The sequence below is a fragment of the Streptosporangium sp. NBC_01469 genome (genome assembly GCF_036227305.1).
In the GTDB taxonomy this organism is placed as follows: Bacteria; Actinomycetota; Actinomycetes; order Streptosporangiales; family Streptosporangiaceae; genus Streptosporangium.
Map to the genome: position 1 here is coordinate 2,387,657 of NZ_CP109465.1, position 21,239 is coordinate 2,408,895.

Sequence of the window (21,239 nt, forward strand, 5' to 3'; positions counted from 1 at the left end):
TCGAAGTGCCCACGCAGGGCAGGGAGTAAATACACTCTGTGACACCACCTGCCAAGGACGGAACGCATGACCCTCGCGCTTGCCGTGGAAAAGGATGAACTGGTCGTCGATGTGCCGGAACATCCGCCGGTGCGGCTGCCGCTCGCCGGGGAGGGCCGGGCGAGCACGTTGCTGATCTTCGGCTATCCCGGCAGGGGGAGGACGAGATACGGCCTGGCGGTGCTCGACGAGTCCGGCCTGGTCATGCTGGAGGCTCCGGGGTCCCGCTCGAAGAGGGCGGTGAAGACGTTCGCCGCGGACAACGGGCTGGAGTTCGAGTTCCGGGCGTTCGAGACGCCGCAGCTGGCCAGGGTCGCCCTCGCCCGCAGGTCGCCGAGGTGGCGCGCGGTGACCTGGCGCCGGGCGCCCGCGCCCCTGCCGCGCCTGCGCGTGCCCGGCGCGCGAAGCCTCAGGCCACCGCTGAGCTCACCGAAGGTGTGGTGGCGCGAGCAGCTGCTGTACGTGCTCATGTGGGCGGTGCTCGCCTACGGGGCGGTCTTCGTGGCGCTCGTGCTCCTCAACCTGACCGAGACCCGCGCCGACGTCACCCGGGGGATGGGCCCGCTCGGGATCGCCGCCCTGGTGCTGGCCGCGCTGACGGTCGCCGGGGCCGTCGTCGTGGTCGGGGTCGGCCGTCGCAGGTCCCGCAACCAGACCGCTCAGGGACGCGTGCTCAGGCGTGAGGGCCAGCCGCACTGCCGCCTGGTGGTCGTCCACGGCCGCCTGCTGCTGGAGACCGCGCGCAGGACCCGCGAGCTGGACGCGTCCGAGCTGATGCTGTACTCGGCGGAGTCCGGGGTGGCCGGCCTGCTGGTGGGCGGGGAGCTGTTCCATCTGCCGGGACGCTGGGACGCCGTGGAGGTCGAGCGCTTCGCCACCGGGAACGGCCTGGGGCTCACGGTTCGCGCGCTGACCCGCGACGAGTACCTGGACCTGACGACGCGGGCGAAGGACGCGGTTCCCTAGAGCCGGAGCTCTGCCGGATTCGCCCGGCGGGGCCGCCCCAGGGCTTGCCCGGCCTGTTCGGTGCGGACTTCTTGGTACGGCCTTCCCCGCGCCGATGGCCGGGGTTTTCACTGCACGATCCGAAGCATGATGTCGGCGGCCGTGGGCCGGTTGCCCGGCTCCTTGTCCAGGCAGGCGGCGGCCAGCGGGCGCAGCGACTGGGGCAGGATCGTCAGGTCCGGATGGTGGTTGATCACCCGGTTCAGGATGGCGGGGATGGTGTCCTCCCCGAAGGCCACCTTTCCCGAGGCGGCGAAGATCATGGTTGCGGCCCAGCTGAACACGTCGGTCTCCGGGCCGATCGTCCTGCCCGCGAGCTGCTCGGGCGACATGTAGGCGGGGGTGCCCATGATGTTGCCCGACGTCGAGGTGACCTGGTCGAGGGCTCGGGCGATGCCGAAGTCGATGACGCGGGGGCCGTCGGCGCCGATCAGCACGTTGGCCGGTTTGAAGTCCCGGTGCACCACGCCGGCCCGGTGGATCGCGGCCAGCGCACCCGCCGTGGCCAGGGCCAGCCGGGTCAGGCCGTCCTCGTCGCGCGGGCCCCTGTCGCGGACCAGCTGCTCCAGGGAGTCGCCCTCCACGTACTCGCTGACGACGTACGCCTGGTCCTCGTTGATGTTCACGTCGAGCACCCGTGCCGTGGAGAACGTCGCCACCCTGCGCGTCGCCTCCACCTCCCGCAGGAACCGCTCCCTGACCACCTGGTTGCCGTTGAAGTGCTCGTGCAGCACCTTGATCGCGACCTTCTGCCCCTGCGGGTTCAGCGCGAGGTGAACCGTTCCCTGGCCGCCCTTCCCCAGGCTGCCGATCAGCCGGTACGGCCCCAGCCAGCCCTGGGGGGTGTGGGTGCTCTGGCTTCGCGAGGGGTGGGCGGGCCGGTCCTGCGTGAAGGGGGTGTGCGGGCCCTGCGAAGCGTGGGCGGGCCGGCCCTGCGGAAAGTGGCCCTGGGTGTACTGGGGCGGCGCGTACTGCTCAGGGCGGAGCTGGGGCTGGTACCCGCCGTGGTGCGGGGGCTCCGGGAGACGTGGCTGCGGCCGTTGCGCGGGCGGGTGCGTCATCGAGGCCCCCGTGGGGCCCGTCTGGTACGACGACATCTGGGGCGGGCCCTGGACGTGGCCGTACCCGGGCGGCGGCCCGGGGTGGAATTCCCGGGACGGCCCCTGCCGGAAGACCGACCCCCTGAGGATCAGCGCGTGGCCCAGCCCGCCGATCCAGCTGCCGAACAGGCCGATCGTCCCGATGGTGTCCAGCACGACAGGGATGTTGTCGGAACTCCCGTAGATCGTCGCGGCGACCATGAAGATGCCGATGCCGAGGCCGTAGAGGACGGCGGCGATGGCCAGCAACGGGCTCCGCAGCCGGCGCGCGGCGTGGCCGATGACGAACGGCGTCCCGATACCGCAGGTCAGCAGGGGTACCAGCGCCCACACGACGCTCCACGCCGTGTTGGATCGCGCCGGTGGTTGCGACTGCCAGGCCGGCCCGTACTGGTGGGACATGTGGCGAACAATACGATTTTTTCAGGATCTCCGCAGTCGCTTCGATGGTGAGCCGGTGGTTGGTGGGCGGTTATCGAACACACAGTCTGTGGATAACTTCTGTGGATAACTCGATCCCCTGGTTGATTCCCCTGCCGTGACGGTCTCCTGGGCCTACGCATTCCCGAGCGCCCCGCTGTGCGCCATGATGTTGAGTTGTGGCACGGATACCAGGAGTGGGGCTGGCGAAGGGACTTTCCGTCACCCTTCGCCACATGCTGAGCAGGTCGGTGACTCAGCAGTACCCCGAAGTCCGGCCGGAGTTGCCCCCGAGGAGCAGGGGGGTGATCGCGCTGGTCGAGGAGAACTGCACGGTGTGCATGCTCTGTGCCCGGGAGTGCCCCGACTGGTGCATCTACATCGACTCCCACAAGGAGACCCTCCCGGCCCCGGAGGGCGGCCGACCCCGTGCCCGCAACATGCTCGACCGCTTCGCGATCGACTTCTCCCTGTGCATGTACTGCGGGATCTGCATCGAGGTCTGCCCCTTCGACGCGCTGTTCTGGTCTCCGGAGTTCGAGTACGCCGAAGGCGACATCCGTAACCTTCTCCATGAGAAGGACAAGCTGGCGGCCTGGGCGCAGACCGTCCCGCCACCTCCGGCCCACGAGCCCAACGCCGATCCGCCGAAGGAACTCGCGGCCGTCTCCCGCCCGGTTCGCCCCCGTCCCGCCCCATCCGGACCCGCTTCCGGACCCGCTTCCGGACCCGCTTCCGGGTCCGCTTCCGGGTCCGGGGTCACTTCCGGGTCCGCTTCCGCTTCCGGGTCCGAATCCGCATCCGGGTCCGGGTCCGGGTCCGGGGTCACTTCCGGGTCCGTTCCTGGGGCCGCTCCCGCTCTTGGAGCCGCTCCCGGGGTCGGTGCCGTTTCCGGGGCCGCCTCCGCCTCCAGTCCCATCGCCGGACCGGGCCCCGGAGCCTCCTCACCCGGCGCGTCGGCTTCCCCGTCCGATGCCCCGGCCTCCACGGCCGATTCCCCCTCCGGATCCGGTCTCCCGTCCGGCCCTATCGCCGCTCCGGACGCTCCGGACCACGCGGCCTCCGCGTCCGGCACCCCGTCTTCGCCGTCCGGCCCCTCCTCTCCGCAGTCTTCCCCGCCTGCCGCACCCGCTTCCGGCACCCCCGACGCGCCACCCGCGCGGCGCGGTCCACCGCCGGGTAGATCGTCCAGACCGGGCACCTCGGCGGGGCACGCGAGCGTCCGGGCCATCCGGCCGCCGGGTGCCCTTCCGAAGAAGGACGCTCCGTCCACAGGCGGATCGTCCGTCGAGAAGTTATCCACAGGCAGGGGCGACGCGCCTCCGACGGCGGCCGCACCGGGGCAGACTCCTCCCACGGATCCGAGTGGAGAGCCCGAGGAGGAGACGTGACCGAGGCGCCGTCCTACCTGTCGCCGACCGGGCAGGAGATCGTCTTCCTTCTGCTGGGCGCGGTGGCCGTCGGGTCGGCGCTGCTCGTCGTGACCACCAGGCAGCTCGTCCACGCAGCCCTGTGGCTGGTCGTCTGCTTCGGCGCGCTGGCCGGGTGCTATCTGGTGCTCACCGCCGAGTTCGTCGCCTGGGTCCAGGTGCTGATCTACGTCGGCGCGATCGTGGTCCTGCTCCTGTTCGGCATCATGCTCACCCGCGCGCCGATCGGCAGGAGCGCCGACCTCGACAGCCCGAACCGTCCGACCGCGGCGATCGTGGCGATCGCCACCGCGGCCGTGCTGGTCACCGTCGTCGTCGACGGCTTCCGCATGGCCTACGTCCCGCTTGAGCCCGGTGCCGGCTCGGCCAGTGAGCTCGGTGCGAGCATCTTCCGCAACTGGGTGCTCCCGTTCGAGGCGCTCTCGGTCCTGTTGCTCGCGGCTCTGATCGGCGCCATCGTCCTGTCCCGCACGGACATCCGCGGGAGGGACTGACGTGCACATCGTCTACCCCGCGGTCGTCTCGGCGCTGCTGTTCTCCATCGGCGTGTACGGGGTGCTCGCCCGCCGCAACACGATCCTCGTGCTGATGTCCGTCGAGCTCATGCTCAACGCCGTCAACCTCAACCTGGTCGCCTTCGACGTGTGGTTGCGCGACCGGCTGCACGGCGGGCAGGTCCTCACGCTGTTCGTCATCGTGATCGCCGCCGCCGAGGTCGGCCTCGGTCTCGCGATCATCCTCGCGCTCTACCGCAACCGCCGGACCGTCGACCTCGACCGCCTCCGTTCCCTGTCCGACCCCGCCACCACCGGCTCCCGTGACATCGACCCGGCCCACACAGGTTTCCGCGACGCCGACCCGGCCACCACCGACCCGGCCTACACCGATCCGGCCTCCGCCGGTTCCCGTGACCCCGATCCGGCCCACACCAACCCCACTCACACCGACCGGGCAGCCGCCAGACCGGGTGACGCGACATGATCACTATCGCCTCGCTCGTGATCCTGCTGCCCTTCCTCTCGGCGGCCACCGGGCTTCTCGGTTCCCGCTTTCCCCGGCGTCCGCGCAGCGTGCCGCCCCCGGAGACCGGCGACGGCATCACCTCCGAGGCCGGCACCTCCGAGGCCGGCACCTCCGAGGCCGGCACCTCCGAGGCCGGCACCTCCGAGGCCGGCACCTCCGAGGTTGACGCCAGCACCGGTGCCAACCGCAGGGCCGCCTGGATCGCCGTGGTGCCCACCGCGATGTCCACGGCCCTGGCGATCTGGCTGGCCTACGCCACCTGGGTGGCCGGCGGGGACGTAACCGAGCCGTCCGCGCCGGTCGGGCCAGGGGCTCAGGGAGCGATCGACGGTGTCACCGCGACGTTCACCGTCATCGAGACGGGCTCGGTGCCGATCTCGGTCGGGCTGCTGGTCGACGGCCTCGCCGCGTCGATCGCCGTGCTGGTCGGCGTGGTCGCGCTGGCCGTGCAGGTCTACTCCGTCGGCTACATGCGCGGCGACCGGCGCTACCCGTCCTACAGCTCCTTCATCAGCCTGTTCACCAGCGCCATGCTGCTGGTCGTCTACGCGGCCGACCTCATGGTCCTCTACGTGGGCTGGGAGATCATGGGCCTGTGCTCCTACCTGCTGGTCGGGCACTGGTGGGAAGACAGGGCCAACTCGCGAGCGGCGATCAAGGCGTTCCTCGTCACCCGGATCGGCGATGTCGGCTTCCTGTTCGGCATCTTCGTCCTCGGGACGGCGGCGGGCAGCTTCAAAATCGCCGACGTCATCGCCGGGGTTCCCCAGATGTCGTCCGGCACGCTCATCGCCGCCACCATGCTGCTGCTGGCCGGGGTGGCGGGAAAGAGCGCCCAGGTGCCGCTGCACGTCTGGCTCCCCGACGCGATGGCCGGACCGACACCGATCAGCGCCCTCATCCACGCGGCCACCATGGTCGCCGCGGGCATCTTCGTCGTCGCCCGGCTCTACCCGGCCTTTCTCGGTGCCCCTCCCACCCTGGACGTCCTCGCGGTCCTGGCCGCCCTCGGCATGCTCGGCGCGGCCCTCGCCGCCCTGGCCCAGGACGACCTCAAACGCGTCCTCGCCTACTCCACGATCAGCCAGCTCGCCTACATGGCCGGTGCCCTGGCCGCCGGGTCCCAGAGCGCCGCGATCTTCCACCTGATCACTCACGGCGCTTTCAAGGCACTTCTCTTCCTCTGCGCCGGAGCGGTGATCCACGCGGTCGGCTCCAACCTGATGAGCACCATGGGAGGCCTCAGAAGGCAGCTTCCCGTCACCTTCGCCGCGATGACGATCGGCTTCGCCGCACTGATGGGCCTGCCCCCGGCCAGCGGTTTCTTCAGCAAGGACGAGGTGCTGGTGGCCATCGAGCGTTCCCTGTCCTCGGGGCCGCTGACCGGCACCGCGGCCCTGCTGCTCTACGGCTGCGCGCTCGCCACGGTCGCGGTGACCGGCGCCTACGCCACCCGCGCGTGGCTGCGCACCTTCTTCGGGCAGCGTGCCCCCCGGCCCGCGTCCGAGTCCGGGCCCGCGTCCGGTGCGTCTCACGCCCTCCACACCGTCGTTCACGAGGCTCCGGCCACCATGCGCTGGCCTATTCTCGTTCTGGCCGTCCCCGCCCTGCTCCTCGGCTTCGCCCGTGTCGGCGACGTCCACTGGGGCACCGCCGCCCTCAGTCTCGCGGTGGCACTGCTGGGCGCGGGGGTGGTCTACGCCGTGTGGCGCTCCGGCCCCCTGGACGACCCGGCCCGCCTGCTCGGCCCCCTCAGGGCCCCCTGCGAGCGCGCCTTCTACGTCGACTCCCTCTACACCGGGCTTTTCGTCCGGCCCGTGCTGCTCCTCGCGAGTCTCGTCGCCCGCACCGACAGCCGCGTGGTGGACGGTGCCGTGCGCGGCTCGGGTCAGGCGACCCTTGGCCTGGCGGGCCTGGTCCGCCTGGTGCAGAACGGCAACGCCCAGCTCTACATCACCGGCCTGCTGGCCGGAGTCCTCCTGATCGCGGCCGGGGCGGTGATTCTGAGATGATCTCTCTGCTGTTCTGGGGTGTCGTGGCCCTCGTCGTGCTGCTCCTCATCCGTCTGGCGGTGACGCGCCGTTGACCTCCCCTCCACGACCGAACCCGCAACCGAACCCGGGGCCGACCACGAGGCCGAACCCGGGGCCGGTCGCGACACCGACCACGAGACCGAATCCGGGGCCGGTCCCGACACCGACCACGAGGCCGAACCCGACACCGAACTTAACGCCGACCACAATGCCGGCCCCAGCACCGATCACGGGGCCGAGCCCGGCACCGGACACAAGGCCGAACGCGAGGCTGAAGCCAAGGCTGGACACAAGGTTGAAGGCGAGGCCGGACACAAGGCCGGACGCGAGGCTGAAACCAAGGCCGGGTACAGGGGCGAACCCGGGGCCCGACTTCTGTGAGGTGGCCACACCATGAGCTGGGTGCTGATCGCGCTCCTCGGCGTGCCGCTCGCCGGAGCCGCCGCGCTGCTCGCCCCGTCCGGGGCGGACGGCACGGCCGGGAAGCGGCTGCTCAGGGTGCACGGCCTGGTCGTCTCCGGGCTCACGTTCGCGCTGTCGGTGCTGCTGGCCGCCGCGTTCGACTACGGAAACGCCGCCCGGCCGCAGTTCGTGACCGATCTGGCCTGGATCCCCGGCCTCGACCTCAGGTTCCACCTCGGCGTGGACGGGATCTCGCTGCCGCTGGTCGTGCTGACCACGCTGCTGACCTTCCTCTGCTTCGTCTACCTGTGCCGGGGCCGTGCCGACGGCCCCGGACAGTTGCTGGGGCCCCGGCCCGGCGGCAACCGGCCACGGGCGCTGGTGTTCACCCTGCTCATCCTCGAAGTGGGCATGATCGGCACGTTCCTCGCGCTCGACCTGCTGCTGTTCTTTGTGTTCTTCGAGGTCGTCCTCATCCCGATGTACTTCGTGATCGCCATCTGGGGCGGGCGTGCCCGCCGGGCGGCGGCGATCAAGTTCATCCTCTACACCCTGCTCGGCTCGGTGGTCCTCCTGCTCGGCCTGCTGCTCATCTGGTCGCAGACCGGCACCCTGGACATGACCGCCCTCGCGCGGGCACGGGGGACGGGCATGTCCCCCTCGGTGCAGATCCTCTCCTTCCTGGCCGTCGGCATCGGTTTCGCGGTCAAGACCCCGATGTGGCCGCTGCACACCTGGTTGCCAGACGCCCACACCGAGGCGCCGACCGTCGGCTCGGTGCTCCTGGCGGGCGTGCTGCTCAAGATGGGCACGTACGGCTTCGTCCGCGTCGCGATCCCGATCCTGCCCGACGGCGCCGCCGCGATGGCCCCCTGGCTCGGGGCCTTCGCGGTGATCGGCATCGTCTACGGCTCGCTGGCCTGTCTCGCCCAGCGCGATCTCAAAAGGATGATCGCCTACTCCTCGGTCGGCCACATGGGTTTCGTGCTCCTGGGCTTCGCCACGCTCACCCCGGCCGGAGTCAACGGCGCCCTGTTCGGCAACATCGCCCACGGCCTCATCACCGCCCTGCTGTTCTTCGTCGCCGGAGCGATCAAGGAGCGCTACGGCACCTCCGACATACCTGCCCTCGGCGGTGGCATGCTGACCCGGCTTCCCCACCTCGCCTCCCTGCTCACCTTCGCCTGCGTCGCCTCGCTCGGACTGCCGGGACTGGCGGGCTTCTGGGGCGAGATGCTGGCCCTCCTCGGTGCCTTCGAACCGGCCGCGGGTCTGTCCCGCCCCCTCTACCTGGTCTTCATGGCCCTCGGAGGTCTCGGTACCGTGCTGACCGCCGCCTACTTCCTGCTCATGCTCTCCCGCGTCACCCACGGCCGGAGCACCGAGACCGTCCACGTCCCGGTCCTGGCCGCGGTCACCGCGGGCGGTCTCCCCTCCACGGGCCCGACCGGGGAGGAGGGCGACTACGAGGGGAGAGCTCCCGAGGCGGGCGAGAGGAAGAGCCTCTCCGAGGCGCCCGTCGGCGGAGGAGACGCCTCCCCTCCGGCGGCGACGTCGGGAACGCCTTCGTCGGCGACCTCGGAGACGTCGCCGACGACGACGGGCACGGCTTCGCGAGTGACCTCGGGGGCGACGAGCGCGGGCAGGCCGCGCATGCCCGACGTCATGGGCTACGAACTGGCCGCCTGGGTGCCGTTGATCGCGCTGATCCTGCTGTTCGGGCTCTGGCCCAAGGCACTCCTCCTCCTCACCGACCCGGTGGTCCGGACCCTGGTGGGCGCGCCGTGATCCAGTCGATCGACTACTACGCGGTCGCGCCGCCCCTGATCCTCGCCCTCACCGCCGGGCTCGTCCTGCTCCTGGACGTCTTCCTGCCCCGCAGGCCGTACGTCCGGACGGCACTCGGCGCGGTCACGCTGGCCGGGGTGATCGGCGCCCTGGCGGTGGTGATCTCCCAGGCCGTACGCGCCGGAGAGCCGCTGAGAACCTTCTGCGTGCCGGAGGGGCTGCTCGGCTCCCCCCGCGCGGTGATCGGTGCCATCGTCCCCCCGGTCGCAGAGCCGACGGCGTCCACGGCCGCCGTGGCGCCGTGCTCGTTCGTGGTCGACGACTTCACGCTGGTCTTCGCGGGGCTCGCGCTGTTCGCCGGGATCGTCGTGGTGCTGCTGTCGGCGGCCGAACTCTCCTCCGGGGACATCCCCGTCGGAGAGTGGTACTTCCTGCTGCTCTGCACGCTGGCGGGTGCCGTCGCCCTGCCCGCCTCCCGTGACCTGATCATGCTGGTGGTCGCGCTGGAGCTCGTCTCGCTGCCGGTGTTCGCGCTCACCGCGCTCAGACGTTACGACGGTCGGAGCTCCGAGGCGGCGGTCAAGCTCTTCCTGGTCTCCGTGGTCTCCACGGCGGTGATGCTCTTCGGGGTCTCCCTGCTGTACGGGACGACCGGCACCGTCTATCTCGACCGCATCGCCCACGTCCTGCGGCAGGATGTTCCCGCCGCCACCGGTCTCGGGCCCGGACAGGGCGGCCTCGGCGACGGCAGTGCCTACGAGTCCGCGCTGCGGGTCGGCTACGACCTGCCCGCCGTGGTCACCGTGGCCGTGGTCCTGGTCCTCGCCGGGTTCGCCTTCAAGATCGCAGCGGTGCCGTTCCACGCGTGGGCGGGCGACGTCTACCAGGGTGCCCCCGTCCCCATTGCGGCCCTGCTGTCCGTCATCTCCAAGGCGGCGGGATTCGCCGGGCTGATCCTCATCCTGGTCGTCGCCCTGGGCGGGCAGGGGGCCACCTGGGTCCCGCTGATCGCGATCCTCGCCGCGCTGACCATGACCGTGGGCAACCTCCTGGCCATGCGCCAGCGCCACGCCGTGCGGCTGCTCGCCTGGTCGTCCGTCGCCCAGTCGGGCTACATCCTCGCTCCCCTCGGCGTCAGGAACGGCGAGGCGATGAACGCCTCGGTCGCCTACCTGGTCTTCTACGCGGCGATGAACCTCGGGGCGTTCGCCGTGGTCACGCTGGTGTCGAGACGGTCGGGCGGGGGAGAGCTGGACGACTACCGGGGCCTCGCGTTCCGGAGCCCGGCTGCCGGGCTGGTGCTGGCCTTCTCCCTGATCTGCCTGGCGGGTCTGCCCCCGGGGCTGGCCGGGCTCTTCGCCAAGATCGTGGTGTTCCGGGAGCTCCTCGGCGGAGGCGGCGGCTGGCTGGCCGCCGTCATGGCGGTCAACACGGTCGTGGGCCTCTACTACTACGTCGCCTGGGTCGTACGGATCTTCACGCCGGTGCCGGTGACGGAGGGCGCCGCGATCGGGAGCGCCACGGCGGGTGGCGCCGTGACCGGAAGTGCCGTGACCGGGGGTCTCGTGACGGGAAGCGCTGCGACCGGGGGTGCCGTGACCGGGAGTGTCGTGACGGTAGGCGTTGAAACCGGGAGCGTGGGAACGGGCGGCCGCGGTGCCGGATGGATACCCGCGAGTGTGGCGGTCACGGTGGCGGCGATCGTCGCGATCGCCTTCTCGGTCGCCCCCCAACTGGTCTTCGACCTCGTCCCCGCGGCACTCATCGCCGCGCGCTGAACCACCTGGGAACGTTCGACCTGGCCGGAGACGTTGTCACAGGTGAGTCAGCATCAACCGAGAGGGGGGTGTAGTGCATCACAACGGTCTGCGTACCGCGGTCCTCCTCGGCGCACTGTCCGCGGTGATCATCGCGGTGGGGGCGTGGTTCGGAGGCGGCGTCGGCGTGCAGATCGCGGTCCTGGTCGCGCTGGCGACCAGCGGCGTCGCCTACTTCTTCTCCGACCGCATCGCGCTGTCCGCCATGCGCGCCCGGCCGGTGGGCGAGGTCGAGCAACCGCTCCTCTACCGGATCGTGCGCGAGCTCTCCACCGAGGCGCGCCAGCCCATGCCCCGGCTCTACGTCTCGCCGACCATGCAGCCCAACGCCTTCGCGACGGGGCGCAACCCCCGCAACGCCGCGGTCTGCGTGACCTACGGGATCACCCAGCTCCTCGACGAGCGCGAGCTGCGCGGGGTCATCGGGCACGAGCTCTCCCACGTCTACAACCGCGACATCCTGATCTCCTCGGTGGCCGGCGCGCTCGCCACCATGATCACCTATCTCGGCTACGCCGGACTGTTCTTCGGCGGCGGGGACGACGACGAGGGCCCCGGGTTCATCGGCGCACTCCTCATGATCGTGCTTGGCCCGGTCGCGGCCGGAATGATCCAGATGGCCATCTCCCGCTCCCGCGAATACCAGGCGGACGAGTCCGGTGCCCGGCTGACGGGTGATCCGCTGGCCCTCGCCTCGGCACTGAGGAAGATCGAGATGGGCACCCGTCAGCTGCCCCTCCCGGAGAACGGCCGAATCGCCTCCGCCTCCCACCTGATGATCGCCAACCCCTTCCGCGGCGCCGGGATCGGCAGGATGTTCTCCACCCACCCGCCCACCGCCGAGCGCGTAGCCCGCCTGGAGCGCATGGCCGGCTACCGCCGCTGACCCGTGCTCCCTGCCCTCGCGAGCCCTCACGGCCCGCGACGGGTCAGGGAGTCAGCCCGGTGACGATCGGGTTGTAGACGGATCCGGGCACGACGAAGCCACCCACCCGCTCCATCCCGCCCGACTCCTGATCGACCCGATACCAGGTGTAGCGGGTGCCTCCCCCCTTCCTGATCCTGCGCGGGGTGACCGTCTGCAGGTCGAGGTGGCCCTTGCCGTTCCAGCGCATCCGGGTCGGAGTCCTGTTCACGGGGACGGCGATGGGGTCGCGCCTGGGGATGCCGCCGGTGGGCACGTCCCACAGGCGGATCCCCGCGTCACGTGCCGTGAAATGGGCGACGACCTCGCCGTCCGGGCCGAGCGCGCCCCCCACCGGGACACGCCCCCGCTCGGCGAAGGGCGACACCGAGTAGATCCCCGCCTGGAACGTGTCATCCACCACGAGTACGAACTTCGCGTCAGGGCTGAAACTCCAAGGCCGCAGTCCGGGTGGCACCGGGACACTCTCCCCGCTGTACGTGTCCAGGATCCAGTGCTCCCCGCCGAGGCCCAGCACCGCGTACCGCCCGCCGGGAGAGAGTTCGACCCGTGCCGTGCGCATGGCGTTCGACCACATCACACCCGGCACCGCGCGCACCTCGCCGGTGGACATCTCCCGCACCACCAGCGCCCCACCCTCCAGCTGGAAGTACGCGACATACCTGCCGTTCGGCGACAGGGCCAGCGGTGCTCGTTGCCTGCGCACGGAGAACACCCGGGCGTCGGGGAGAGCGACCACCCTGCCGCCGCGTACCCAGAGTTTCCACGGAGCGCAGACGCACCCGTCGAGTCCCGCGTACCGGACCGGAGGTCTCGCGCCCCCGGCCTCCGCGGGGACGCCCGCCCCGATGACCACGGCGATCGCGCCGACGCAAACGCTCAAGCGGCAGAACAACCCCACCGAGGCCCCCCTGAGTCTCCCGGACATCCGGGGGGCGTCCGTCACGTACGGGTTACTGTACGCCTCGGGGAGGGCCGGTCGGCGGTGCCGCCGTGAGGGCCGGTCCCGGCCGGGACCGGCCGCCTCAGGAGTGCTGCGTGACCGGGTCGGTCTCCTCCGAGGAGAGACCGGGGATGCCGTCGATGCTCTCGCGGTTCTTCTGTGCCCGGTAGGTGCGCCGCTGCTGGACGTCCTTGCGTCCCGCCCACTCGTCCAGCAGCGTCCGGTCCTTGTCGAAGGACATGAACGGTACCGAGAAGCCGCAGGAATCGGAGATCCGGTCACAGTCGACGACGATGATCGACCGCACGCCCGGATGCGGGCCGAAATTCTTGATCAGTGTCGCGAAGTCGGGGTTCTCCGGTACGACGACCCGGCCGGTGCCGTACAGGCGGAGGATGTTGGGAGGGCCGGAGAAGGCGCAGAACATGACCGTGATGCGGCCGTTCTGGCGGAGGTGCGCGATGGTCTCCACCCCGCTGCCGTCCAGGTCCAGGTAGGCGACGGTGGTGTCGTCGAGAACGGCGAAGGTGTCGGCGTATCCCTTGGGGGACATGTTGACGTGGCCGCCCTGCTCGGGGGCCGTGGCCACGAAATAGACCGGCTGCGCTCCGATGAACTCACGCAGCCGGTCGTCGATCCTGTCGTGAATTTTCCCCATGAACAGGACGATAGTTCTTTGTCGTTCGCCGGTCGGCAGCGCGTCCGGTAGTTGCCTCCGACCGGGAGGACGACCCTGCTCGGGCTCTCTCCCCCTCCTCCCGTCGAGGGGTGCGTGAACGTACCGGAATTCAGACAGCCCGGCCTGGGCGGACCGCCTTCTCGAACGTGAGAGGACGGGGCGGCCCCCGCGCGGGCCGCCCCGTCCTCTCCTTCGGGTGAGAACGTTAGACGATCTATGCGATCGCCGGTTCGCCCGAGAGGCGCGGCGTGCTCACCGGAGCCTCGTCGAGCGGCTGCGGGGGAGCGTTGAGCACCGCCTCGTCGAGACGGCCCTCACTGCGGGCGACAAGGACCGGCACCACGATCTGTCCCGCGACGTTGGTCGCGGTGCGGATCATGTCGAGGATCGGGTCGATGGCCAGCAGCAGGCCGACGCCTTCGAGCGGCAGGCCCAGCGTGCTCAGTGTCAGCGTGAGCATCACGATCGCGCCGGTCAGACCGGCCGTCGCGGCCGAGCCGACCACGGAGACGAACGCGATGAGCAGGTACTCGCCGACCCCCAGCGGGATGTCGAACACCTGCGCCACGAAGATCGCCGCCAGCGCCGGGTAGATCGAGGCGCAACCGTCCATCTTGGTGGTCGCGCCGAACGGCACGGCGAAGGAGGCGTAGTCGCGGTCGACGCCCAGGCGCTCGATCGTGACCTTCTGCGTCAGCGGCAGCGTGCCGACCGAGGAGCGGGAGACGAAGGCGAGCTCGATCGCGGGCCACGCGTTGCGGAAGAACGTGATCGGGTTGACCTTGCCGACCAGCGCGAGCAGCGTCGGGTAGACGACGAGCAGGACGATGAAGCAGCCGACGTAGACGCCGAGGGTGAGCTTGGCCAGCGGCGCGAGCAGGTCCCATCCGTACGTGGCGACCGACTTGCCGATCAGGCCAGCGGTCCCGATGGGGGCCAGGCGGATGACCCACCACAGCGCCTTCTGGACCAGTTCGAGGATCGAGCGGCTGAAGTCGAGGAACGGCTCGGCCTTCTCGCCGATCGCGAGGGCCGCCGCGCCGAGGACGATCCCCAGGAAGACGATCTGGAGGACGTTGAGCTCGGTGAACGCCGTGACGATGTTCGTCGGGATGATGCCGGTGAGGAAGTCGACCCACGTGCCGACGTTCTCGGGCGCCTTCGCGCCCGCCGTGTTCAGGGTGACGCCCTGGCCGGGGTTGATGATCAGGCCGAGGCCGATGCCGACGATGACGGCGATCAGCGCGGTGGCCAGGAACCAGAACAGCGTCTTGCCCGCCAACCTGGCCGCGCCGTTGACGTTGCGGAGATTGGCGACGCTGACCACCACGGCGGTGAACACCAGCGGCGGCACTGCCAGCTTTAGCAGCTGGACGAAGATTTTTCCGACTTCGGTGAGGGTGGTGGCCAGCCAGGCGAGGTCCCAGACGCGGGCGGCGAAGCCGAGGGCCACGCCCACGACCAGGCCCAGCAGCAACTGCAGGGAGAAAGAGAATCTCTTCACGATGAGGAAGGCTCCGAAAGATGGCATGCCGAAGAGGGCATGCGAAAGAGAGGTGGTGAGAGGTGGGGGATCGAGCGCTCGTCAGAGCGCGATCGGTGACAGGTTCGTCAGAGCGTGATCAGCGACAGAGGGAGCCGGTCAGACGACAGAGGTCGACGTGCAGCCGCCCAACGAGCCACACAAACAGGACGTAAAACCTCACAGGATGAGTAAGCCGTAGTGAACGGGACAGCATTCCGACTGTAAGAGTGATCTGCCTCTCAAATCAAGACTTTTCCGACCGGAAGTAAAGGGATTGAGTTGCGAACCGGCGCCGACAGGCGTCGTGCCGTGGAGACACGACATGGTCAGGGCGAGCAGGGCCGCACCGCACCGAGGTCGGACTCGTCCCGGAGACGGCTCGCGGAACACCCGTGGCCGGGCGCGAGCCGCGACGCGAGCGGGACGCGGGACTGACTGTCCTGGAGGGCGGTTCGGGCGGTTCGGGCGGGCGGCGAGCGGCGGTTCGGGCGGCCGGACGGCGAGGGGTGGAAGCACGCGAAGACGCCGGCTCCCGTGGTGGGTTCCGATGCGGGCCGGCGTCAGCGGGCTCCCGGGGGCGTCGGGCGGCGCGGGCCGAGCCGTTCAGTGATCACCGGGGCCTTTGGCGAGCCTCGGTACCGGCCGGGTGCGGAATTCCGGTTCAGGCCTGCGTCGAGCTGGAGCGGCGATTGCGGGGGGCGGCGGAGCGGGGCGGCTGGGTGCGCATGTGGTCGCGGACGCGGGTCATGATGTCGCCGAGGTGGTGCAGGTCCTCGTCGGCCAGGGGATCGAACAGCAGGCTGCGGCAGACCTGGATGTGGCCGGGCAGGACGCGGTCCAGGAGAGCCCGGCCGTTTTCGGTGATGGCGACCAGGGTGGCGCGCTCGTCGTTGGGGCAGGGGCCACGGGTGATGAGGCCGGCCTTCTCCAGCAGGCCGGCCTGGTAGGTCAGGCCGCTACGGCTGTAGACGACGCCGTCGGCCAGCTGCGTCATGGTCAGGTGGCCGGGCGCGTGGGCGAGGCGGGCCAGAAGCTGGAACTGCACGTAGCTGATGTCGCCCTCGGTACGTAACTGCTGTTCGACCTGGTGCTGGAGCAGGCTGACGGCTTCCATGAGCACGAAGTAGGCCCCCAGCTGCTGTGGATCGAGCGCCTGACCATCGGCGGGGGCGGGGCGGGTGTCCGTCATCCCTCCACCGTATATGTTCGAATTCAAAGCACTGTGAGGAAGGTCACTCGCTCGAGGGATATTGCTTTGAAGTTGAAGCAGGTTACTGTCATCATCTGCTTCAACTTCAAAGCATCGGGTGAGGAGAGATCATGAAGGCAGTGCGTTACCACTCCTACGGCGACAGCTCCTACGGCGACAGCGACGTCCTGGTCCACGAGGACGCCGACCGTCCGGTGGCGGGAGCGGGGCAGGTGGTGGTACAGGTCGCCGGCGAGTTGAAGATCGAGGTGGCCGAGCGGCGCCCCCTGGCCGACCTGGCCGCCGTCCACGACGAGGCCACCGCCGGACGGCTGGCCGGGAAGACCGTCCTGACCCCCGCCTGAACGGCGACATTCCCCATGACGACCAATGGAGCGAGCATGATCTGGACAGCCGGCTTCCGCACCGCCGTGATCAGTCCCTACGAGCAGATCCAGCTCACCGAACCGCGCGGCTTCGCCGACCAGACGGTGCGTCAGGTGCTTCACATGGCCGGCGGCGGAGAACGCCTCCGCGTACGCCTGACGAACCTCTACGGCCGTACCCCCCTGACCATCGCCGCCGCGACGGCCGCCACCGGGCACAGGCAGGCCGCGCTCACCTTCGACGGCGCCGATAAGCTCACCATCCCGCCGGGAGAAGAGGTCGCCAGCGACCCGGTGGATCTCCCCGTCGCCTCCGGTGCCGACCTGTTCCTCAGCCTCTACCTCCCCGAGGAGACAGGCCTGGCCACCTATTCCCACCGGCCCATGGAGACCGCTCACATCGTCGGCGGGAACCACGTCACCTCTCCCGTACTGCCCGAGGCCGAGCGGGTGGAAGCCAGGTTCTACGTCTCGGGTGTCGACGTGCTCACCCCGGACGACACCTCGATCGCCGTGGCGTTCGGCGACTCCTGGTTCGAAGGGGTCGGCTCCACGATCGGCGCGAACAATCGCTCCGTGGACGTCCTCAACCGGCGCCTCAACCGGGGATGGGTCGTCAACCAGGGCATCGCTGGAAACCGCCTACTGCGGGACGAGATCGGCGAGCACGCGCTGGCGCGCTTCGACCGCGACGTCCTCTCGATTCCCGGCCTGACCCACGTCCTGGTGCACTTCGGTATCAACGACCTCGGCCTCCCCGGCATGTCCGGCGAGCCTCCCGTCACCTCCGATGCCCTCATCGAGGGCTTCACGGCCCTGGCCCACCGCGCCCACACGGCCGACCTGAAGATCCTCGCCGCCACCATCGGCCCCTTCGCGGGCGCCGTCTATCCCGGAATCAGCACCCCCGAGAGCCTCACCGCCCGACGCGAGGTGAACGACTGGATCCGTACCACCGACACTTTCGACGCCGTCTTCGACGTGGCCCGAGCCGTCGAGAACCCCGAGGCGCCCGACTACATCCACCCCGCCCTGGACAGCGGCGACGGCATACACCTCAACGACAAGGGCGCCCAGGCCATGGCCAACGCCGTAGACCCGGAAACCCTCGCCCTCTAGGACCTGCACGGGGGTGAGATTCAGAGGGGTTCGCCCGCGCGGTGGTCTGCCGTTCAGGTAGGCCATCGCCGCTGAAACCACAGGTCAGAGCCTTGTTTTCGCTTCTGTTAGCGGTAGTTCGAGAACTGAAGGGCGATCTCCAGGTCCTTGCCCTTGAGAAGGGCGATGACCTCCTGCAGTTCGTCCCTCTTCTTCGAGCTCACTCGCAGTTCCTCGCCCTGGATCTGGGCCTTGACGCCCTTGGGCCCCTCATCGCGAATGATCTTCGAGATCTTCTTGGCGTTCTCCTGGTCGATGCCCTCCTTGAGGGTCACCAGAAGCCGATACTCCTTGCCGGACAGCCTGGGCTCATCCGCGTCCAGGATCTTGAGGGAGAGTCCCCGCTTGATCAGCTTGTCCTTGAAGACGTCGAGGACCGCGTTGGCGCGCTCCTCGCTGTTAGCCTTGATCTCAACGGCCTTCTGACCGCCCGACCAGGCGATGGTCGCGCCGGTGCCCTTGAAGTCGAATCGGTGCCCGACCTCCTTGACCGTCTGGTTCAGCGCGTTGTCGGCCTCCTGGTGGTCGATCTTGCTAACGATGTCGAACGATGAATCCGCCAAAGCACAATCCCCTCTGACCTGCTAGAACTATGAATCGCTACCCGGCTCCCGGAGGCCACGGACCTCGAATCGCGGCGGCGCCCGCGAGCCGGTTCGGTAGACGCGTACGTAACGGATCAGCCTAGCCAGCATCTCCCGCCGATGCCGAGGCGGCAGCATGTCCCCGTCCCACCCTCAGCGGGCGCTGTCCCGCCCCGGCGTGTCTTATTTCCACTCCCGCCCTCCCGCTCACCCTGGCGTGTCCCTCTTCCTCCGCTCCCCCCACGCCACCTCCCGGCCATTCCTCAGACGCTCCTGCCAACGAGCCCTGTCCCACCCCGGCGCCGCGGTGCCTCCGGCGTCACTCCCTCCCCAGGTTCCCCAGACGACACCGGTGCAAGCGGTGACATACGCAACGAAAGTCCTGATAGGAGCGGGTATCCGGAGGTGCCCTCCGTCGATGTCACGTCACACCCGGAAGTCCGCTATTCTTCTTCCTGTCGCCGCCGCAAGCGGAAGACATGGCAGGTTGCCCGAGTGGTCAAAGGGAGCGGTCTGTAAAACCGTCGGCTCAGCCTACGCAGGTTCAAGTCCTGCACCTGCCACACCAGCAGAAACAGCCCTCTCACCAGCGAAAACGCGGTGCGGGGGCTGTTCTCGTATGTCCGGCTGTCCCCGGCTCTCAACGGGTAGCTACGGCTCGTCGCGGCTAATACGCGGCCAAGTTTCGCGGGCCAAGGAGGCGTCCCTAGAACGCCAGCCACGCCTGATCGTTTTGGGTTAACTTGCTCGGAGCGGCGTGGGAAGGTGGGTTGATGGCGACTTGGTTACAGGTGGTAAGCAGCCTGGTTGCTGCCCTTATCGGAGGGGTGATCGCTCCGCAGATCACCCAGTCGAAAGAACGGCGTGAGGCGCGGGCGGTGGTGCGTGAACGCATAGCCGATGTTGAGGCGCTTCGGTGGCTAGAACAGCCATACCAAGATTACAAACGTGCGTTGGCCGCGCTGGAGGCGGCTGCTCTCGTTGCGCGTGTCCCACGGCCTGTCGTGCAACGCTACGTCCGTGCATCTGAGGCGGCTCGCGATGTGATGGTGGAGGCGCCGGGACCGGATGGCGAAGACGCAAGTTTTCTGCCTGATGGCCCTGAAGCTCTCGCCGTCGCGTCAGCCTTGGAAGGACTAAGTGCAGCCCTGTGGCATCCATGGCTCGCCCGTTTGCCGGGCATCTCTTCACATTCTCGCCGCTCTCTTAAAGCTTCGTAGCATCCCATATGCGACGCATGGCCTCCGCTTGTTGTCCATGGATGCATTTGGCGTAGACCCGCAACAGGACATCCACGCTGTGGCCAGCCCACTCGGCGACCTGGGGCGCTGGAACGCCGGCGTTGAGCCACGTGGAGACGGCGGCATGCCGAAGGGTGTACGGCACTTCCATGAGAGGTGAAGCGGCCTCCTCCATGGTGAAGGCCGCGGCCCTGGCTTCGTGGAAGACCTTGAGATAGGCGCGATCGGTCATCTGTCCACCCCGGGGGCCAACGAAGACGCGCCCATCCGGGCCGGTGCCGAACCGCTTGAGATGCGCTCGCAGGAGAGCGACCAACTCAGGATGGATCGGCAACGGGCGCGTCTCGCCTTCCGCGCGGTGCTTGAGCGCGCGCCGCTCCCGCGGCTGGCCACTGTTGGTCCAGCGGCTTCCAGCTCGTGGCTCGGCGTTGGTGAGCCGCATCTCTCCCCAACCATCATCGGGCAGGCTCACCAGGTGCGTGCGGCGGAGATCCACAACTTCCTCCGGGCGGAGCGCGGCGTAGTACATGCAGCCGAAGAACGCTTCCATGCGTTCCCCACGTCCGCTGTGCTTCCGCACGGAGGTGAGGAAGCGTCGGGCCTGCTCGATGTTGATGACCGTGCGAGGGTCCACCGCAGTCAAAGTCCGAGGTCGGGTCCACTTCACGGCCTTGAGCGGATTGGCCGGCAGTGCTCCAATCTCTCGGGCGTACTCCATCGCGTTGTTGAGCACCATCCGCTTGCGATTCGCCGTGTTGCCTGCGGCCAATTCCCCGGCTTTCGTGCGGCTGATCCTGTCCAACACCCCCCGCGCGAGCACAGCCCCCTTGCCAGGCTCGTTAAACGCAGTGAGCGGGATGGTGTGCTGTTCTAGCCAGCGAAGTGCTTCGGAAAGATCAGCGGGTGGCCCTCCGTTGTTCCGCACGCGGGTGCTGTAGGTCCAGCGCAGGGCAGCGCGGCATACGTCCCGCGACGGCGCGCCGCTCTCACTGGTGAAAAGCGCCTCGGTGGCGTCGGTGAGTGCTTCGGCGATTCCACGGCGGTGGTTGGGCGAGGCGTAAGGCCATTTGATGTCCACATAGGCCACCGTGAAGGCGTACCAGCTCAGGGCGGATTCCTCACGGCGCCACGAGAGCGGCAGCCCCGTCCCCAGATCGAATGCCTCACCGGCGCGAGCGGCCGTCATCAGACGAGCGCGGAAGCTCTCAGCCTGTGCCGCCGCGCGAAACGGCTCCTTCCGCTCTTTGCCTCCCACAACCCACCGAACGGTGTGAGTGGTGACCTTCTTGCCCTTGTAGGTCTTGGTCTTCCAGAAGCGGACGTCATAAGTGGTGTTGTTCATCAGGCGGCGAGATCCTCTCGCTCGTTCAGCCAGCGGTCCAGGTCAGCACGGCGGACGCGAAGACTCCCGTTCGGGAGCGTGATGCACCTGGGTGCGCGTCCCTTTGCGCGCCAGTCGTAGAAGGTGCTTCGGCTAATCCGGAGCTCTTCGCAGACTTCCGGGACGGTGAGTTTCTTACTGGGGTTGGCCGTAGCCATAGGTGGTGTCTCC

19 protein-coding genes, 1 tRNA gene and 1 pseudogene are annotated in these 21,239 nt (G+C 69.1%); 11 read left to right on the forward strand and 10 right to left on the reverse strand.

Going from position 1 to position 21,239, the window contains the following annotated elements; genetic code table 11:
• Positions 1-66: 66 nt before the first annotated feature.
• Positions 67-1,005, forward strand: coding sequence for a hypothetical protein (locus OG587_RS10880; RefSeq protein ID WP_329089295.1), 939 nt, complete (start codon positions 67-69; stop codon positions 1,003-1,005).
• A 107-nt stretch (positions 1,006-1,112) separates the two neighbouring features.
• Here OG587_RS10880 and OG587_RS10885 read toward each other — a convergent pair whose 3' ends face one another.
• Positions 1,113-2,546 (reverse strand): serine/threonine-protein kinase, encoded by a 1,434-nt coding sequence (locus OG587_RS10885; protein WP_329089298.1) that lies wholly within the window; start codon positions 2,544-2,546, stop codon positions 1,113-1,115.
• 359 nt (positions 2,547-2,905) lie between these two features.
• On the opposite strand from OG587_RS10885, the gene OG587_RS10890 reads away from it, so the two are divergent.
• From OG587_RS10890 to OG587_RS10905, 4 genes and pseudogenes are all read left to right on the forward strand, one after another.
• Positions 2,906-3,955, forward strand: coding sequence for a 4Fe-4S binding protein (locus OG587_RS10890; RefSeq protein WP_329093813.1), 1,050 nt, complete (start codon positions 2,906-2,908; stop codon positions 3,953-3,955).
• A complete protein-coding gene (locus tag OG587_RS10895; protein WP_329089300.1) occupies positions 3,952-4,488 on the forward strand; it encodes an NADH-quinone oxidoreductase subunit J family protein in 537 nt (178 codons plus the stop codon). The genes OG587_RS10890 and OG587_RS10895 overlap by 4 nt, the downstream gene beginning before the upstream one ends.
• A gap of 1 nt (position 4,489) precedes the next feature.
• Positions 4,490-4,771 (forward strand): annotated as a pseudogene (nuoK, locus tag OG587_RS10900) (NADH-quinone oxidoreductase subunit NuoK); the annotation flags it as partial.
• A 200-nt stretch (positions 4,772-4,971) separates the two neighbouring features.
• Positions 4,972-7,029 (forward strand): NADH-quinone oxidoreductase subunit 5 family protein, encoded by a 2,058-nt coding sequence (locus tag OG587_RS10905; protein WP_329089302.1) that lies wholly within the window; start codon positions 4,972-4,974, stop codon positions 7,027-7,029.
• Between the two features lie 45 nt (positions 7,030-7,074).
• On the opposite strand, the gene OG587_RS10910 is transcribed toward OG587_RS10905, so the two are convergent.
• Positions 7,075-7,365: a hypothetical protein gene (locus tag OG587_RS10910; protein ID WP_329089303.1), complete on the reverse strand. Its 291-nt coding sequence runs from the start codon at positions 7,363-7,365 to the stop codon at positions 7,075-7,077.
• Between the two features lie 78 nt (positions 7,366-7,443).
• Here OG587_RS10910 and OG587_RS10915 point away from each other — a divergent pair, with 78 nt between their 5' ends.
• The 3 genes from OG587_RS10915 (at position 7,444) to htpX (ending at position 11,943) form a co-directional block, all read left to right on the forward strand.
• Positions 7,444-9,240 carry a complex I subunit 4 family protein gene (locus OG587_RS10915; protein WP_329089305.1) on the forward strand — a complete coding sequence of 599 codons (1,797 nt, stop codon included), beginning with the start codon at positions 7,444-7,446 and terminating at the stop codon, positions 9,238-9,240.
• The gene (locus tag OG587_RS10920; protein WP_329089307.1) at positions 9,237-11,018 is read left to right on the forward strand and encodes an NADH-quinone oxidoreductase subunit N; all 1,782 of its coding nucleotides are present in this window, start codon (positions 9,237-9,239) and stop codon (positions 11,016-11,018) included. Before OG587_RS10915 ends, OG587_RS10920 begins: the two co-directional genes overlap by 4 nt.
• Positions 11,019-11,091: 73 nt before the next feature.
• A complete protein-coding gene (gene htpX / locus OG587_RS10925; protein WP_329089308.1) occupies positions 11,092-11,943 on the forward strand; it encodes a zinc metalloprotease HtpX in 852 nt (283 codons plus the stop codon).
• A 43-nt stretch (positions 11,944-11,986) separates the two neighbouring features.
• On the opposite strand, the gene OG587_RS10930 is transcribed toward htpX, so the two are convergent.
• The 5 genes from OG587_RS10930 to OG587_RS10945 all read right to left on the reverse strand — a co-directional run bounded on the left by OG587_RS10930 (position 11,987) and on the right by OG587_RS10945 (position 16,318).
• Positions 11,987-12,865 carry a hypothetical protein gene (locus OG587_RS10930; RefSeq protein ID WP_329089310.1) on the reverse strand — a complete coding sequence of 293 codons (879 nt, stop codon included), beginning with the start codon at positions 12,863-12,865 and terminating at the stop codon, positions 11,987-11,989.
• A 142-nt stretch (positions 12,866-13,007) separates the two neighbouring features.
• Positions 13,008-13,583, reverse strand: coding sequence for a pyridoxamine 5'-phosphate oxidase family protein (locus OG587_RS10935; RefSeq protein WP_329089312.1), 576 nt, complete (start codon positions 13,581-13,583; stop codon positions 13,008-13,010).
• Between the two features lie 235 nt (positions 13,584-13,818).
• Positions 13,819-15,108: a dicarboxylate/amino acid:cation symporter gene (locus OG587_RS10940; RefSeq protein ID WP_329089315.1), complete on the reverse strand. Its 1,290-nt coding sequence runs from the start codon at positions 15,106-15,108 to the stop codon at positions 13,819-13,821.
• A gap of 118 nt (positions 15,109-15,226) precedes the next feature.
• Positions 15,227-15,343: a putative leader peptide gene (locus OG587_RS47130; protein ID WP_386266854.1), complete on the reverse strand. Its 117-nt coding sequence runs from the start codon at positions 15,341-15,343 to the stop codon at positions 15,227-15,229.
• Positions 15,344-15,790: 447 nt separating this feature from the next.
• On the reverse strand, positions 15,791-16,318 hold the full coding sequence (locus OG587_RS10945) for a MarR family winged helix-turn-helix transcriptional regulator (RefSeq protein ID WP_329089317.1): 528 nt from the start codon (positions 16,316-16,318) through the stop codon (positions 15,791-15,793).
• Positions 16,319-16,449: 131 nt separating this feature from the next.
• Between OG587_RS10945 and OG587_RS10950 the strand changes: the two genes are divergently transcribed.
• Together OG587_RS10950 and OG587_RS10955 are read left to right on the forward strand one after the other, a co-directional pair.
• Positions 16,450-16,683 carry a hypothetical protein gene (locus OG587_RS10950; protein WP_329089319.1) on the forward strand — a complete coding sequence of 78 codons (234 nt, stop codon included), beginning with the start codon at positions 16,450-16,452 and terminating at the stop codon, positions 16,681-16,683.
• 36 nt (positions 16,684-16,719) lie between these two features.
• Positions 16,720-17,823, forward strand: a complete 1,104-nt coding sequence (locus OG587_RS10955; RefSeq protein ID WP_329089321.1) for an SGNH/GDSL hydrolase family protein — start codon at positions 16,720-16,722, stop codon at positions 17,821-17,823.
• Positions 17,824-17,930: 107 nt separating this feature from the next.
• Here the strand turns inward: OG587_RS10955 and OG587_RS10960 are convergent, their stop codons facing one another.
• A complete protein-coding gene (locus OG587_RS10960) occupies positions 17,931-18,425 on the reverse strand; it encodes a YajQ family cyclic di-GMP-binding protein (RefSeq protein WP_329089323.1) in 495 nt (164 codons plus the stop codon).
• A gap of 502 nt (positions 18,426-18,927) precedes the next feature.
• Between OG587_RS10960 and OG587_RS10965 the strand changes: the two genes are divergently transcribed.
• Positions 18,928-19,009: transfer RNA gene (locus OG587_RS10965), tRNA-Tyr, on the forward strand.
• 643 nt (positions 19,010-19,652) lie between these two features.
• Here OG587_RS10965 and OG587_RS10970 read toward each other — a convergent pair.
• Positions 19,653-21,029 (reverse strand): tyrosine-type recombinase/integrase, encoded by a 1,377-nt coding sequence (locus tag OG587_RS10970; protein WP_329089325.1) that lies wholly within the window; start codon positions 21,027-21,029, stop codon positions 19,653-19,655.
• A complete protein-coding gene (locus OG587_RS10975) occupies positions 21,029-21,226 on the reverse strand; it encodes a helix-turn-helix transcriptional regulator (protein WP_329089328.1) in 198 nt (65 codons plus the stop codon). Before OG587_RS10975 ends, OG587_RS10970 begins: the two co-directional genes overlap by 1 nt.
• Positions 21,227-21,239 lie beyond the last annotated feature (13 nt).

Coding starts and splice junctions, on each gene's coding strand:
- OG587_RS10880 (WP_329089295.1), top strand. CDS start 67: ATGACCCTCGCGCTTGCCGTGGAAAAGGATGAACTGGTCGTCGATGTG.
- OG587_RS10885 (WP_329089298.1), bottom strand. CDS start 2,546: ATGTCCCACCAGTACGGGCCGGCCTGGCAGTCGCAACCACCGGCGCGA.
- OG587_RS10890 (WP_329093813.1), top strand. CDS start 2,906: ATGCTCTGTGCCCGGGAGTGCCCCGACTGGTGCATCTACATCGACTCC.
- OG587_RS10905 (WP_329089302.1), top strand. CDS start 4,972: ATGATCACTATCGCCTCGCTCGTGATCCTGCTGCCCTTCCTCTCGGCG.
- OG587_RS10915 (WP_329089305.1), top strand. CDS start 7,444: ATGAGCTGGGTGCTGATCGCGCTCCTCGGCGTGCCGCTCGCCGGAGCC.
- OG587_RS10935 (WP_329089312.1), bottom strand. CDS start 13,583: ATGGGGAAAATTCACGACAGGATCGACGACCGGCTGCGTGAGTTCATC.
- OG587_RS47130 (WP_386266854.1), bottom strand. CDS start 15,343: ATGCTGTCCCGTTCACTACGGCTTACTCATCCTGTGAGGTTTTACGTC.
- OG587_RS10945 (WP_329089317.1), bottom strand. CDS start 16,318: ATGACGGACACCCGCCCCGCCCCCGCCGATGGTCAGGCGCTCGATCCA.
- OG587_RS10950 (WP_329089319.1), top strand. CDS start 16,450: ATGAAGGCAGTGCGTTACCACTCCTACGGCGACAGCTCCTACGGCGAC.
- OG587_RS10955 (WP_329089321.1), top strand. CDS start 16,720: ATGATCTGGACAGCCGGCTTCCGCACCGCCGTGATCAGTCCCTACGAG.
- OG587_RS10970 (WP_329089325.1), bottom strand. CDS start 21,029: ATGAACAACACCACTTATGACGTCCGCTTCTGGAAGACCAAGACCTAC.
- OG587_RS10975 (WP_329089328.1), bottom strand. CDS start 21,226: ATGGCTACGGCCAACCCCAGTAAGAAACTCACCGTCCCGGAAGTCTGC.